Raw genomic sequence first — 14,504 nt, forward strand, 5'->3', positions numbered from 1 at the left:
ACTACTGGTTACACCCGCCATCTTCCAAGTTGCAGGCGTATTAGCTTGCCTGCAACTCGAATGATTCAGGGTATAGAATGGATCACAAACTCTTCAATCGCCTGCTGATTGCTCCACGACTTGGTCAGTTTGGCGGCGTCCGCCACTTCAAGCCATTGGTAGGCATGGTGTTCGGTTAATACCGGATCGCGTTCTTCGGGCAGAGCCAAACAGAACCAGTGCTCTTTATTACGCGTGGTTCCGGGCGCATAGCGATGCCGCAAATGAACGAAGAGTTCAAACTCCACACAGCGCTGGCAATCAAGCAGCGGCAAACCCTCTGCGCCGACGTCGATGCCAATTTCTTCGCTGACTTCACGCTGTGCAGCATGCAGCGGTGACTCACCTTCTTCCAGGCTGCCGGTCACCGACTGCCAGAAATCAGTATCATCACGCCGCTGTAACATCAGCACCCGGCCACTGGATTGCGCATAAATCACCACCAGAATCGACTCGGGCCGCTTATAATTCATCACTCGCTCTCTTGCTCGCTCGACGCTTTCTTCACTACGCTGATCGCCAGCTCCTGCAAAGATGCCGGGTTGGCAAAGCTTGGAGCATCGGTCATCAGGCAAGCTGCCGCCGTAGTTTTCGGGAAGGCGATCACGTCACGGATGTTTTCCGTGCCAGTCAGCAGCATCACCAGACGATCCAGACCGAAAGCCAAACCCGCGTGCGGTGGTGTGCCGTACTTCAATGCATCCAGCAGGAAACCAAACTTCTCGCGTTGCTCATGCTCGTTGATACCGAGGATGCCAAACACCGTCTGCTGCATTTCACTGCGGTGAATACGCACCGAACCACCACCCACTTCGTAGCCGTTCAATACCATATCGTAGGCGTTGGCAATGGCGGAAACCGGGTCTTTAGCCAACTCTTCCGGGCTCATATCGCGTGGCGCAGTGAACGGATGGTGCATCGCCGCCAGACCGCCTTCGCCATCCTCTTCGAACATCGGGAAATCCACCACCCACAGCGGTGCCCAACTGTCGAGCTTGGTCAGCCCCAGATCGCGGCCCAGCTTCAGACGCAGCGCGCCCATTGCATCGGTCACAATCTTGATGCTGTCAGCACCGAAGAACAGGATGTCGCCGGTTTGCGCATTAGCGCGTGTCAGCACCGCTTCCAGCACTTCTGCACTGAGGAATTTGGCGATTGGGCTTTGTACACCTTCCATACCCGCCGCACGATCGTTAACCTTCAGCCATGCCAACCCTTTGGCGCCGTAGATGTTAACAAAAGCACCGTATTCATCGATCTGTTTGCGGGTCAACTGCGCACCGCCCGGTACACAAATCACCGCCACGCGGCCTTTGGCATCGTTCGCTGGGCCGGAGAACACTTTAAACTCAACCTCTTTCACCAGATCGGCGACGTCCACCAGTTCCAGCGGGTTACGCAGGTCAGGTTTGTCGGAGCCGTAACGGCGCATGGCCTCTGCAAAGGTCATGATCGGGAATTTACCCAGATCCACGCCCTTCACGTCCAGCCACAGTTCATGCACCAGTTGCTCCATCACTTCACGCACCTGATCGGCGGTCATGAAGGAGGTTTCCACGTCGATCTGGGTGAATTCAGGCTGACGATCGGCACGCAGATCTTCGTCACGGAAGCATTTGACGATCTGATAGTAACGATCAAAACCGGACATCATCAGCAGTTGTTTGAACAACTGTGGAGACTGCGGCAACGCGTAGAATTTGCCTTTATGCACCCGGCTAGGCACCAGATAGTCACGCGCCCCTTCTGGCGTGGCTTTGGTCAGCATCGGGGTTTCGATATCAAGGAAACCGTGGTTGTCCATAAAGCGGCGCACGAAGCTGGTGATTTTGGCACGGGTTTTCAGGCGGTCGGCCATTTCCGGGCGACGCAGATCCAGATAACGGTATTTCAGGCGCGCTTCTTCGGTATTGACCTGGTTGGAGTCCAGCGGCAACGGTTCGGAACGGTTGATGATCTCCAGGCCGTGCGCGAACACTTCAACTTCACCGGTCGCCATATCTTGATTGATCTGGCTGTCTGGGCGGGCGCGGACGGTGCCGACGATCTGGATGCAAAACTCGTTACGCAGCTCGAAAGCCTTATCGAACGCCGTTTTCTGATCGGGATCGAAAAACACCTGCACGATGCCTTCGCGGTCACGCATATCGATGAAGATCAGGCCGCCCAGATCGCGACGACGGTTGACCCAACCACATAAAGTGACTTCCTGGCCGACATGGGCCAGATTCAACTGCCCGCAATATTCAGTACGCATACGCTATCCTTTTGACACTTAAGCCGACTCCGCCGGAGTATTGCATGATTGCTGTTGTCCGCACGGCTGTTATCTATACCCGCCGCAGCATGATCGCCCGTGCACAACCAGCACTTGCCCTCTGGCTGAAACGTGAAATCCCTTGGTATAGGTCGTTGGATTAAAGATCGATGAAAAAAGGCGGTCATTATAAAGGAAATTCATGCGCCAGATAAGTGCGAACACCGCATTGTTGCAACGCTATACTTTTCAGCATTGGAGTTGTAGGGTGTCTTTGTTCGCAATAACACATTAGTTAACAAATCTCCCATTAACTTAACGCCACTTTTTCGCGTAGCCTCACACTCGCATTGCTGCCCGGCCATGAGCTCATGCGCCTGCCAGCATCAATTGCATTAACTATGAGACGGACCCCAATGTTGAAACTTGACCCTCAATCCACCGCGTTAGTACTTATTGATCTGCAAGATGGCATTCTGCCCTTCGCCGTAGGCCCACACAGCGCCCATCAGGTCGTCACCCACGCCGCTCACCTGGCAGGCCGTTTCCGTGCTTTAGGCGCACCGGTATTTCTGGTACGTGTCGGTTGGTCAGACTCGTTTGCCGAAGCACTGAAACAACCTGTCGATAAACCCTCTCCTACTCCGGTCGGCGGCCTGCCAGATTCGTGGTGGCAATTCCCACAAGAATTGGCGGTCAGTGACAGCGATATCCTGATCACCAAACGCCAGTGGGGCGCGTTCTATGGCACCGATCTCGATCTGCAATTGCGCCGTCGTGGGATCAAGTCGATCGTGCTGGGCGGTATTGCCACCAACATCGGTGTGGAATCCACCGCGCGTAACGCCTGGGAACACGGCTATGAACTGGTAATTGCCGAAGATATGTGCAGCACCTACAGCACCGAGATGCATCAGTTTGCCTTCGACAACATCTTCCCGCGTATTGCCCGGGTACGCAGCACCAGCGAGATCCTGACGGCGCTGTAACCTAGTGTAAAATCTGCTAGATTGTGACTTGGCAAAAAACAGGGAAGACAACAGATTGATATATATCGGATTGCCTCAGTGGCAACACTCAGCCTGGAACCGTATCGGGCTGCGCGATCTGGCAGATTACAGCCGTTATTTTAACTGCGTGGAAGGCAATACCACTTTCTACGCATTACCGAAGTTGGAGATAGTCCATCGCTGGCGCGATATGACTAACGATGATTTCCGTTTTTGTTTCAAATTCCCGGCAGATATCAGCCATAAAGCCGCGTTGCGCCACTGTACTGATGAGATTCAGGCATTCTATGATTGTCTGAACCCAATCCATTCACGCATCGGCCAGCTTTGGCTGCAACTGCCTGCCGCTTTCAGCCCTGAGCACTTGCCCATTCTGTGGCAGTTTTTCGACACCCTGCCAAAAGCCTTTACTTACGGGGTAGAAGTGCGCCATACGGCGTTTTTCGCGAAGGGTGAGGACGAGCTGGCACTCAATCAAGGGCTGCATCAGCGCGGGATCAATCGGGTGATTCTGGATAGCCGCCCGGTACACAATGCCAAACCAAACACCGCAGCCGTCCGTGATGCACAACAGAAAAAGCCCAAATTGCCGGTACACGCGATCGTCACTGCCGATAATCCGCTGGTACGTTTTATCGGCGGAGATGTGCTGGACGACAATCTGCGCTGGTTTGCTCCCTGGCAACAGAAACTCCCGCTCTGGCAGCAACAGCATCAGCCTTATCTGTTCATTCACACGCCAGATAACGGTGATTCACCGCAACAGGCGCAAAAAATCTGGCAACAGCTATACCAGACTATTCCGAATTTACCCGCTCCACCGGACTGGCCTGAACAGAATGCCCTGTTTTAGCCAATAACATTGGTTTTTTCATCGCGACAGTCCCCATAATGGCGGTTATCATACTCGTGGCCTGATTTAGTTAGGAAATGGAGTTAAAAATGGTAAGCGCACTCTACGTTGTGCTTGGCGCATTGTTGTTGATCAAACTCTCCTTTGACGTAGTCAGATTAAGGATGCAGTACCGTGTCGCTAATGGTGACGGTGGCTTTTACGAACTGCAAACCGCGATCCGTGTCCATGGCAATGCGGTAGAATACATCCCTATTGCTACCGTTCTGCTGGTGATTATGGAGATGAACGGTGCCGAGGTGTGGATGATCCATATTTGTGGGCTATTACTGATGGCTGGCAGACTGGTGCACTTCTATGGTTTGCGCAACCATGAAGTCAGTTGGCGCCGTTCGGGAATGGCGGCCACCTATACTTCGTTAATTCTGATGGTCATCGCAAATATTGCCTATCTGCCTTGGGAACTGGTGTTCAGCGTACATTAACCCTGAGTTCCGATGCGGCGTTTGAAAGACGACGGGTATGGATTATTTCCCGTCTTTTTCTGGTAGTATACGCGCCTTCGAATTCTGACCTGATTTGCCGTTATGCCAAACCGCGATACTCTTTTCTCCGCACCGATCGCCAAACTGGGCGACTGGACCTTCGACGAACGCGTTGCCGAAGTTTTCCCTGACATGATCCAGCGTTCTGTGCCCGGTTATTCCAATATCATCTCGATGATTGGCATGCTGGCCGAACGCTTTGTCCAACCGGGCAGCCAAGTGTATGACCTGGGTTGTTCGCTCGGTGCTGCAACGCTGTCGATGCGGCGAAATATCAACGTGGCGGGCTGCAAAATTATTGCCGTCGATAACTCACCGGCGATGGTGGAACGCTGCCGCCGACACCTTGATGCCTTCCGCGCCGAGACGCCGGTTGAGGTGGTTGAAGCGGATATTCTGAACATCAATATCGAAAATGCCTCGATGGTGGTGCTGAACTTTACTCTGCAATTCCTTGAGCCCGCCGATCGCCTGCGCCTGTTGCAACAAGTGTACCTTGGGCTGCGGCCCGGCGGCGCGCTGGTACTGTCGGAAAAATTCAGCTTTGAAGATAACGACGTAGGTGAACTGCTGTTTAATATGCACCATGATTTCAAACGTGCTAACGGCTACAGCGAGCTGGAAATCAGCCAAAAGCGCAGCATGTTGGAAAACGTGATGCTGACCGATTCCGTAGAAACCCATAAGGCGCGGCTGCAACAGGCAGGGTTTGAACATGCCGAAGTCTGGTTCCAGTGCTTTAACTTTGGTTCGTTGATCGCCCTGAAATCAGGAGAAGCCGCATGATTGAGTTTGGTGATTTTTATCAGCGTATTGCTAAAGGGCCACTCAGCCATTGGCTGGATACCCTGCCCGCCCAAATCAGCGCCTGGCAACGTGAATCGCTGCATGGCAAGTTCAAGCAGTGGTTCAACTCGGTAGAACACTTGCCTGAACTGAACCCGACGCACCTCGATCTGCTGCATGGCGTACGGGCAGATATGGAGCAACCGCTGTCGCCTGGCCAGCTCGAGGGGATAGAGAAAATGCTGCGCACCCTGATGCCGTGGCGCAAAGGGCCATTCTCTCTGTATGGTATTGATATCGATACCGAATGGCATTCCGACTGGAAGTGGGATCGCGTGTTGCCGCATATTTCTCCGCTGGCTGGCCGCACCATTCTCGATGTCGGTTGCGGTAGCGGTTACCACTTGTGGCGCATGGTGGGTGAAGGGGCCCATCTGGCCGTGGGTATTGACCCGATGCAACTATTCCTCTGCCAGTTTGAAGCCGTGCGGAAACTGTTAGGCGGCGATCAACGGGCTCACGTACTGCCGCTCGGTATTGAACAACTGCCGGAACTGGCGGCGTTCGACACTGTATTCTCCATGGGCGTGCTGTATCACCGTCGTTCACCACTGGATCATCTGTATCAGTTGAAAAACCAGCTGGTCGCCGAAGGGGAATTGGTGCTGGAAACGCTGGTAGTGGAAGGCGATCGTCATCAGGTGCTGGTACCGGGTGATCGCTACGCGCAGATGCGTAACGTTTACTTTATCCCTTCAGCAGAAGCGCTGAAATGCTGGCTGGAAAAATGCGGCTTTGTTGACGTCAAAATTGCGGATATGTGCCTCACCAGCACCGAAGAGCAGCGCCGCACCGGTTGGATGACCAGCGAATCCCTGGCTGAATTCCTTGATCCAAACGATCATAGCAAGACCATCGAGGGTTACCCAGCGCCACTGCGCGCGGTATTAACCGCGCGAAAACCCTGAATCAAACCCAGCACAGACATAACGTCTGTGCTGCCTGCCTTAAGCTGCCGATGACTGCTGCACCCTCTCTTGCTTAGCCGTTAACGGTTGCCGGTGATATCCCCATATTCCTTTGGCGAAAATAGTGCAGGCGGTAATCACCGCCGGAATCGCAATAATGGCAAATACTTGCGTGAACTCCCATCCCCAGGCCAGCATTTGTGCTCCGGCAAAAGCGCTCAGAATGGCACCAGTACGGCCAATACCGTGCATCCAACTGGAACCGGTAGCGCGTGCTTCGGTGGGATAATAACCCGCAGAAAGCGCATTCATGCCGGTATTAGCACCGTTCAGGCAAAAACCGCAACCGAACGCCAGCAACCCCAGCAAGATCTCACTGTGAGCCGCCAAGCCGATCGACAGAGTAAAAGCCGCCCCTACCAGATAAATACACCCCAGCGCCCGATGCGGGTTGACTCTGTCCATCATCCAACCGGCAAACAGGGAACCAAAAGTCCCCCCAGCTTGGTACAGCGCAGTGATCACCGCCGCCTGTGCCACGCTGAGGCCGATCTCTTTTACCAGCGTTGGCAACCAACTGCCCAACAGATAGACCAGAAACAACGCCATAAAGTAACCTATCCACAACATTACGCTGCCAAACCGGTAATCACGCGAGACAACCACCCGTACCGCCCCTTTGCCTACCAGCGGCGGTAACGTAAAGCGGGTTTCTGGATGGGTGCTGCCCGGTGCCAGCTTTTCGACGATCTTGCTGATACGTTGGGTGCTGGCGCGCTTGGTCACCAAAAATCGCACCGATTCCGGCAATTTCAGCAGCAATAGCGGCACGCTTAGTAATGGCAAAACGCCCCCTAGCAACAGCAGAGAATGCCAGCCAAAACGTGGAATCAACCATGAAGCGGCAAACCCACCGATCGCCGCCCCAAAGGTAAAGCCACAAAACACCACGGTAATCAGGAACGATCGCTTTTTCTCTGGCGCATATTCAGAGATCAGCGTGCCAACATTGGGCATCGCCGCCCCCATGCCCAACCCGGTCATAAAGCGGAAAAAGGTCATCTGGTCGATATTCTGCGAAAAGGCCGTGATGATGGTCCAAAAGCCAAAGAAAAATACGCTATTGATGATAATCACCCGGCGGCCTAAGCGATCGGCCAGCGGGCCGGAGAACAAGGCCCCGAGCGTTAACCCGACCAGCGCGGCGCTGATCACCCATCCCAATTGGTGGTTAGCCACTCCCCACTGTGCTTTCAACTCCGGCGCGATAAAGCCCATCAGGGTGATGTCGAAACCATCCAGCGCTATCACAATAAATCCCAAGCAGATAATCAGCCGCTGAAACCGCCCTAACGGGCGCTGGTTGATCAACTCCCTTACATCTATCTCGTTTGCAGCCACAATATTTTCCTCCGTACTTTCGGCTATGCCGCAGACGTTGCTCATCATGAACAGGGTAGAATCCTTCTCCACGCCGTTGAGTCATGCGCCAGCGAACGATGATAACAGCAGCAATCAAATGGGCGATTATCGCCCCCTGATGCGCTTATCGTACCTAGAATGTAAGAACTCACACGGATGCTAGCAATGGGAGAATACGATAATTCGGGCGGTTATCGAACTATTTGGTACATTTTAATTGTGTGAAATTAGCACAATAAATAGTTAATTCATTCCTTAATGTATTGAAATAATTAAATTTAAAATACCATTTCGACTATACTTAACACCCAAAATTCAAGTAAAAATATTGTTGCAAATATGTGAATCTCATCATATCCAGTGGGTTACAGCTCTACTCGCCTCTTGGTTTTACCTTTGATAGTCGTCACAAATCCCATACCTGACGTTTACATAAAGAACCATATGGTTCATTTTATGATAACAATGATTATCTGGCTAACCCTTAAGACCATTGGAGCTCACCATGAATGCGAACACCCATTTGGCCACATCGCGCCCACCGCTTTATCTGCTGGCACTGTTAGGCAGAGATATCCAAGGCTCTCTTTCTCCTCAACTGTACGAACTTGAAGCGCGCCGCCAAGGCTTGCGTTGCAGCTACCAGTTACTGGACTTTACCCAACGCGGTTGGGGGGCTGAAGCGCTGCCGGATGTCTTGCGCAGCCTGGAAACCCTCGGTTTTACCGGTTGTAACGTCACTCACCCATTCAAGCAGCAAATCATCCCTTATCTGGATCAACTCTCACCTCAGGCTAGCGCGATTGGCGCGGTCAATACCGTCCTGTTTCGCCACGGCCAGCGCATCGGTCACAATACTGACTGCCCCGGTTTTATCAGCCATTTCCGCCGTCACTTGGCTGATGTGAATATTGAACGCGTGCTGCAAGTCGGCGCTGGCGGTGCTGGCAGCGCCAGCGCCTATGGCCTGTTGGAATACGGCGTCAAGCATCTGGCACTGTACGATCGCGATACGGCACGCAGCGAAGCGCTGTACCAACAGTTGCTGCTGCATTTCGGCCCCGAACGAATCAGCATCACCGACAACCCGCAGCAGGCATTGGCTGACAGCAGCGGTCTGGTGCAGGCAACGCCGATCGGCATGAGCGGCCACCCCGGTGTGCCCATCAATCTTGACTGGTTAACGCCGCACCATTGGGTCGCCGATGTGATTTACGTTCCAAGAGAAACCGAACTGGTGCTGCGCGCACGCGAAAAAGGCTGTCGGGCGATTGGCGGCGACGGCATGGTGGTATTCCAGGCCGCTCAGGCATTTGAGCTTTACACCGGTTTGCCACCAGACCGCGAACATATGCTGGAAATTTTTCAACAGGTTTGCGTTAGCAATGCCTGAACCGCAGCTACCCCTGGCGCATCGCCGCCAGGCGTGCTGCGCCGTTGACCACACCGTACTGGCTATAGCCACCACGTCTTTCCAACAGTTCAAAAAAGAAACACCCGCCAGTGAAAGGTTGGGTGTAAACATGCAACAACTCCCCCCCTGCCGGATCGCGGTCGTAAAGAATATGGTGCTGCCGCAATTGAGCAACAAACTCCACGTCCAGACTGAAGCGGGTTGCCAGATCGTCATAGTAGTTATCGGAAATACTCAGCAGTGCAACGCCATTTTGCCTGGCGGCAGCCACTGCCTGAAAAATGTTGGCCGTGGAGAAAGCCACATGCTGCAACCCGCTACCGCGATAGGCTTCTACAGTGCGCGCGCTGAGCGTATCCAGGCTTTGCGACGCATTCAGCGGTAAGCGGATACCGTTACACTGGGTGTGCAACGCCTTGCTGCGCACCAGCCCGTAAGGATCGGGCAGCAACTGTTCGACATCCGCCTGCATCCCCAGAACGCTGCGCAGGAACATCACCCAGTTGTCCAGTGCGCTGGCGGGCATCGCCAAGGCCAGATGGTCGACCCCTTCCAGGCGTGGCTCAGGTGCGGCAAGCTGGGGGCGCAGGCGAAAATCATCCTGGTAAACGTCGCTGGTCTGCTCACTAAACAGGTAGATCAAGCTGCCATCTGGCATACAGAGCGCAGGGATCTCATGCTCATTAGGGCCAACCTGCCCTTGATAAGACGGATAGGTAAAATCTTTGGCGCGCTGCAACAGCGCCTGTGGGCGCTCGCTACGGCAAGCCACCGCGCATAACGAAGCGCCGTGCTGCTCATGGTAACCCGCAGCAAAAGAATCGGGTTGCTGGTTAAGCACCACTCGAACACCACCATTCTGGTAAAGCGCCACACGCTTGGAACGATGGTCGCCACAATGGTTAAAGCCCAGTTGCCCCAGCCAGCGCGCCAATTCATCCGCCTCTGCCGCGTTAACCGCAAACTCCAGAAACTCGATCGCCTGACGCTGTGGTAACGGCGCACTGCTGAATATACCGGGCTCGATCCGCCCCAACGCCGCCTGTGCTTGCTCTTCCAGCAGTAATAGCGAGCGCAGACCATCCTGTGCCGTTGCGCTGCTGGGAGCCGCGCGGAAACCGTCATTAAATACTTCTAACGACCACGGGCCATCGTAGCCTTTGCGCAACAGCGCTGCGGCAAAATCCACCAGCGGTAACGCACCTTGGCCGGGGAAACAGCGGAAATGGCGGCTCCATTCGATGACATCCATGTTCAGCCACGGAGCGTCTGCCAGTTGTAGAAAGGCGATCTTTTCCTGCGGAATATCGTCCAACCGATCAAGAGTGTCGCCTAAAGCCAGAATATGGAAACTGTCCAACGCCAGACCCAAAGCCGGGCTGTCAACCGCCTTCACCCGTTCCCACGCCTGCCGATAACGCTTGACGTGCTGGCCCCAGGCCAAGGCTTCATAGGCCACCACGATCTCCTGCTGTTGCGCCAAATCAGCCAACTGCGCCAAATCCTCCACCTGCTGCTCGAATTGACCGGAACTGGTTGGCGAAACGTTGCTGCACAGCAGCATGCGATCGCATCCCAGTTCGTGCATCAGCGCAAACTTGCGCCGCGCGCGCTCCAGGTTGCTTGCCATCAATGAACGTGGAGCCCCTTCAAAGTCGCGAAATGGCTGGTACAACGTAATCACCAGCCCCAGATCTTGCGCACGCTGGCGTATTTCTGCTGGCTTGCCCGGAAAGTAGAGCAGATCGTTTTCAAAAATTTCTACGCCGTCGAAACCCGCAGCAGCGATCGCTGCCAACTTCTCCGGTAACGTACCGGCAATCGATACCGTTGCTATTGAACGCAGCATAAGATTCTCCGTTGTGACCCAAGTACCATCTGATATCGAAAATGTACCAAAAGGTTCACAAAGTCAAACTGGTTAAAAATGACGTTAACAACCCCTTAACAGAGATCACAAAATAACCAGGGCGAAGGTTGTATTAGCACGAGACGGCGGTTACTCTTAGCGGGTGTTCCCTCAACTGCCAACCTCTTGATGTTAAAAACAATCGACTCACCAAGCGGCAAACGCAAAAACGATCCCCAAGGTTTGAAACTGCGCATCTTTACTGGAGCATTGCTGGAATTCGCTGAATTCGGCCTGAAAGGCGCACGTCTGGAGAATATTGCCCAACAGGCAGAAACCACTAAACGCATGGTGGTTTATCACTTCAAGAACAAAGAAACGCTGTATCTGGCGGTACTGGAGCACGTTTATCAGCACATCCGCGATCATGAATCCGGGCTGGCGTTACATACTTTGCCACCGGCAGAAGCCATCGTGAAACTGGTGGAAGAAAGCTTTAATTACCACGTCACACACCCAGATTTTATTCGGCTGATTTGTATGGAAAACATGATGCGCGGTAAATACATCAGCCAATCTCCGCATATCCGCGAGCTCAACCAGAGTGCTCTCACGCTGTTGGAAGATATTCTGGCGCGTGGTAAAGCCAAACAGCTATTTAATGATGAAGTCACCGCCCACGACGTTCACCGCCTGATCAGTAGCCTGTGTTTCCACCATGTCTCTAACCAATATACTTTCAATACGCTTTTTGAAAGTAACCAGTCAACCGAAGAACAGATTGCTCATCATCGGAAAATGGCTGTGGTCGCCACAACCCGTTATCTATCGCGATAAATTGAGTCATTGCCGGTGCTAATGCAGCTATATTGCATTACCTTAGGTTATGTAAACGGTTTGTAAAATTCACTTTAATGTAACAACTCCTCGCTTATACACTGCCAAGGTTCAGCCCATTATGGGCTTACCTTTCACCCTAAGCATAAGGAGTGCCTATGAGCAGTAGCGAACTGTATCAACGTAATCGCGATCGCCATCCGCCAGCCTACTCGCCCGAATACAAAAGCAGCGTTTTGCGTTCGCCGCGCAATGCCCCGATCTCACTGCAAAATTCGCTTTCCGAGATCACTGGCCCGGTGTTTACCAGCAACGAGCTCGGGCCGTTAGATAACGATCTGATCCTGAATTACGCCAAGCAAGGCATGCCGATTGGCGAACGGATCATCGTGCACGGTTATGTGCGTGACGAAAACGGCCAGCCGATGCGCAATACGCTGGTTGAGGTGTGGCAGGCCAATGCCGGTGGCCGTTATCGCCACAAAAAAGATCAGTATCTCGCGCCGATCGATCCCAATTTTGGCGGCTGCGGGCGCATGCTCACCGACGATAAGGGTTACTACGTTTTCCGCACCATCAAACCCGGCCCCTATCCCTGGCGTAACCGTGTCAACGACTGGCGTCCGGCGCATATCCACTTCTCTCTCTCCGGTGATGCCTTTGCACAGCGGTTGATCACGCAGATGTATTTTGAAGGCGACCCGCTGCTCGCTCAGTGCCCTATCGTGCGCTCAATCAATGACGATGATGCCGTGCGCTCACTGATTTCAGTGCTCGATAAATCCGCCTCTGTGCAGCTCGATAGCCTGGCTTATCGTTTTGACCTGGTGCTGCGCGGGCACCGCGCAACGCTGTTTGAAAACCGCTTACAGGGGAAAGCCTGATGTTGAAAGATACCTATTTGCTGGAAACAGCGTCACAAACCGCTGGCCCTTATGTGCATATCGGCCTGGCTCCTCACGCCGCCGGTTTCGACATTTTCGAGAACAACTTCGGCCCGGTGCTGACCAACGCCGAAACCCAAGGCGAACGTATCCGTATTGAGGGCCGCGTGTTCGACGGCAGCGGTACGCCGCTGCGCGATGTGTTGCTGGAAATTTGGCAGGCCAATGCCGCCGGGCGTTATCAACACCCGCAAGATCATCAGCACGAAAAAAGTCTGGATAATCACTTCCGTGGCTGGGGGCGCGCCTGTTCTGATTTCACCAGCGGGGTTTATGCCTTTGACACCATCAAACCCGGCCCGGTCACTGGCCGCGACGGCAGGTTGATGGCACCGCATGTTAATCTGTGGATCGTGGCGCGCGGCATCAATCTGGGGCTACATACGCGCATGTATTTTTCGGATGAAGAAGCGGCGAATCTGGCCGATCCGGTACTCAACCTGGTCGAGCAGGAAATACGGCGCAATACGCTTATCGGGCATAGAAAAACGACAGCAGAAGGTACGCTTTACCAGTTCGACATTGTGCTGCAAGGGGAAAATGAAACGGTATTTTTCGATGTGTAAACCGCAGATCGGTCAAGCCCGTTCATAACGGCAGAAAGATGAGTTACTCTGCCGTAACCTTGATGACGGAGTGGCGGCGTGATAGACAACAACAGCATTTTTACCCAGCGTATTCGTCTGCGCCATATCCACTGCTTTATCGCCGTCGCCCGGGAAGGTTTCCTGCACCGGGCGGCGGAATGCCTGAACCTGAGTCAACCCGCGCTCTCAAAAACGCTCAGCGAGTTGGAAACCCTGACCGGCGTCACCCTGTTTGATCGTGGCCGCCACGGCGCACGGTTGACGGCGCAGGGCGAAGTGTTTCTGGCTCATGCCCAGCGTATTATGGCGGCGCTGGCCGACGCTGGCGATGTGCTGGCGCAACAGGCACAAGCCTTGCCGCCGCCGCTGCGCGTAGGCGCACTGCCCACCGCCGCGTTAGGCGTGCTGCCGCCGGTCATCGCCCATTTTCAGCAGGCTCATCCTCATTTACGCATTCAGGTCACCACGACGCACAATGCTGCGCTGCTGGCACAGTTACAAAACGGCGAGCTGGATCTGGCGATTGGCCGCATGGCCGACCCACACCTGATGAGCGGCTTGCTGTTCGAACTGCTGTTTTTGGAAGAGTTGCAGATCGTTGTGCACCCCAAGCACCCGCTGCTGAGTGCAACCTTGACGCTGGAAAATGCTCTGCGCTACCCGCTGGTTGTTGCCCCTAAAGGCACCGTTCCACGCCAGAATGCCGAAGCCCTGCTGGCCGCCAGCGGCCTTTCCCTACCCGCCCAGCGGGTGGAAACCTTGTCACCTTCGCTGGCGCGGCGGCTGACTCTGCAATACGACTACCTGTGGTTTGTGCCTTCCGGCGCAGTACAGGACGATCTGGCTGCTGGCAGATTGCTGCCGTTGCCGTTCAGCGGGCCCGGCATCTCAGAACCGGTAGGGATCATCCTGCGTAATCAGGATCATGCGAGCGGCGCGTTGCCAGAGTTTATCACTGCGGTGCGCCGCGAAGCGTTGGGCAAACCATCCTAA

General features: G+C 54.1%; 14 protein-coding genes. 10 read left to right on the forward strand and 4 right to left on the reverse strand.

What is annotated here, in order from left to right:
* Positions 1 to 65: 65 nt before the first annotated feature.
* Together nudB and aspS are read right to left on the reverse strand one after the other, a co-directional pair.
* Positions 66 to 512 carry a dihydroneopterin triphosphate diphosphatase gene (nudB, locus tag IV04_RS06745; RefSeq protein ID WP_037398904.1) on the reverse strand — a complete coding sequence of 149 codons (447 nt, stop codon included), beginning with the start codon at positions 510 to 512 and terminating at the stop codon, positions 66 to 68.
* Entirely contained in the window at positions 512 to 2,296 is a 1,785-nt protein-coding gene (gene aspS / locus IV04_RS06750) for an aspartate--tRNA ligase (protein WP_037398902.1), read from the reverse strand. The genes nudB and aspS overlap by 1 nt, the downstream gene beginning before the upstream one ends.
* A gap of 416 nt (positions 2,297 to 2,712) precedes the next feature.
* Between aspS and IV04_RS06755 the strand changes: the two genes are divergently transcribed.
* The 5 genes from IV04_RS06755 to cmoB all read left to right on the forward strand — a co-directional run bounded on the left by IV04_RS06755 (position 2,713) and on the right by cmoB (position 6,458).
* On the forward strand, positions 2,713 to 3,285 hold the full coding sequence (locus IV04_RS06755; protein WP_037398901.1) for a hydrolase: 573 nt from the start codon (positions 2,713 to 2,715) through the stop codon (positions 3,283 to 3,285).
* Positions 3,286 to 3,343: 58 nt separating this feature from the next.
* Complete coding sequence (locus IV04_RS06760) at positions 3,344 to 4,159, forward strand: DUF72 domain-containing protein (protein WP_152562831.1); 816 nt, start codon at positions 3,344 to 3,346, stop codon at positions 4,157 to 4,159.
* Positions 4,160 to 4,248: 89 nt separating this feature from the next.
* Positions 4,249 to 4,644 (forward strand): MAPEG family protein, encoded by a 396-nt coding sequence (locus IV04_RS06765; protein ID WP_037398897.1) that lies wholly within the window; start codon positions 4,249 to 4,251, stop codon positions 4,642 to 4,644.
* A 102-nt stretch (positions 4,645 to 4,746) separates the two neighbouring features.
* Complete coding sequence (cmoA, locus tag IV04_RS06770; RefSeq protein ID WP_037398894.1) at positions 4,747 to 5,490, forward strand: carboxy-S-adenosyl-L-methionine synthase CmoA; 744 nt, start codon at positions 4,747 to 4,749, stop codon at positions 5,488 to 5,490.
* On the forward strand, positions 5,487 to 6,458 hold the full coding sequence (gene cmoB, locus IV04_RS06775; RefSeq protein WP_037398891.1) for a tRNA 5-methoxyuridine(34)/uridine 5-oxyacetic acid(34) synthase CmoB: 972 nt from the start codon (positions 5,487 to 5,489) through the stop codon (positions 6,456 to 6,458). The genes cmoA and cmoB overlap by 4 nt, the downstream gene beginning before the upstream one ends.
* A 39-nt stretch (positions 6,459 to 6,497) precedes the next feature.
* Here the strand turns inward: cmoB and IV04_RS06780 are convergent, their stop codons facing one another.
* On the reverse strand, positions 6,498 to 7,904 hold the full coding sequence (locus tag IV04_RS06780) for an aromatic acid/H+ symport family MFS transporter (protein WP_051916712.1): 1,407 nt from the start codon (positions 7,902 to 7,904) through the stop codon (positions 6,498 to 6,500).
* Between the two features lie 481 nt (positions 7,905 to 8,385).
* Here IV04_RS06780 and IV04_RS06785 point away from each other — a divergent pair, with 481 nt between their 5' ends.
* Positions 8,386 to 9,273 carry a shikimate dehydrogenase gene (locus tag IV04_RS06785; protein ID WP_037398888.1) on the forward strand — a complete coding sequence of 296 codons (888 nt, stop codon included), beginning with the start codon at positions 8,386 to 8,388 and terminating at the stop codon, positions 9,271 to 9,273.
* Positions 9,274 to 9,280: 7 nt separating this feature from the next.
* On the opposite strand, the gene IV04_RS06790 is transcribed toward IV04_RS06785, so the two are convergent.
* Positions 9,281 to 11,143, reverse strand: coding sequence for a bifunctional sugar phosphate isomerase/epimerase/4-hydroxyphenylpyruvate dioxygenase family protein (locus tag IV04_RS06790; protein WP_037398885.1), 1,863 nt, complete (start codon positions 11,141 to 11,143; stop codon positions 9,281 to 9,283).
* Positions 11,144 to 11,332: 189 nt separating this feature from the next.
* Here IV04_RS06790 and IV04_RS06795 point away from each other — a divergent pair, with 189 nt between their 5' ends.
* The 4 genes from IV04_RS06795 (at position 11,333) to pcaQ (ending at position 14,504) form a co-directional block, all read left to right on the forward strand.
* Positions 11,333 to 11,980, forward strand: a complete 648-nt coding sequence (locus tag IV04_RS06795) for a TetR family transcriptional regulator (RefSeq protein ID WP_037398883.1) — start codon at positions 11,333 to 11,335, stop codon at positions 11,978 to 11,980.
* Between the two features lie 158 nt (positions 11,981 to 12,138).
* Positions 12,139 to 12,864: a protocatechuate 3,4-dioxygenase subunit beta gene (gene pcaH, locus IV04_RS06800; protein ID WP_037398881.1), complete on the forward strand. Its 726-nt coding sequence runs from the start codon at positions 12,139 to 12,141 to the stop codon at positions 12,862 to 12,864.
* Positions 12,864 to 13,490 carry a protocatechuate 3,4-dioxygenase subunit alpha gene (pcaG, locus tag IV04_RS06805; protein WP_369794876.1) on the forward strand — a complete coding sequence of 209 codons (627 nt, stop codon included), beginning with the start codon at positions 12,864 to 12,866 and terminating at the stop codon, positions 13,488 to 13,490. The genes pcaH and pcaG overlap by 1 nt, the downstream gene beginning before the upstream one ends.
* A gap of 81 nt (positions 13,491 to 13,571) precedes the next feature.
* Positions 13,572 to 14,504 (forward strand): pca operon transcription factor PcaQ, encoded by a 933-nt coding sequence (pcaQ, locus tag IV04_RS06810; RefSeq protein ID WP_037399974.1) that lies wholly within the window; start codon positions 13,572 to 13,574, stop codon positions 14,502 to 14,504.

It is taken from the genome of Serratia sp. Ag1 (assembly GCF_000743355.1).
In the GTDB taxonomy this organism is placed as follows: Bacteria; Pseudomonadota; Gammaproteobacteria; order Enterobacterales; family Enterobacteriaceae; genus Chania.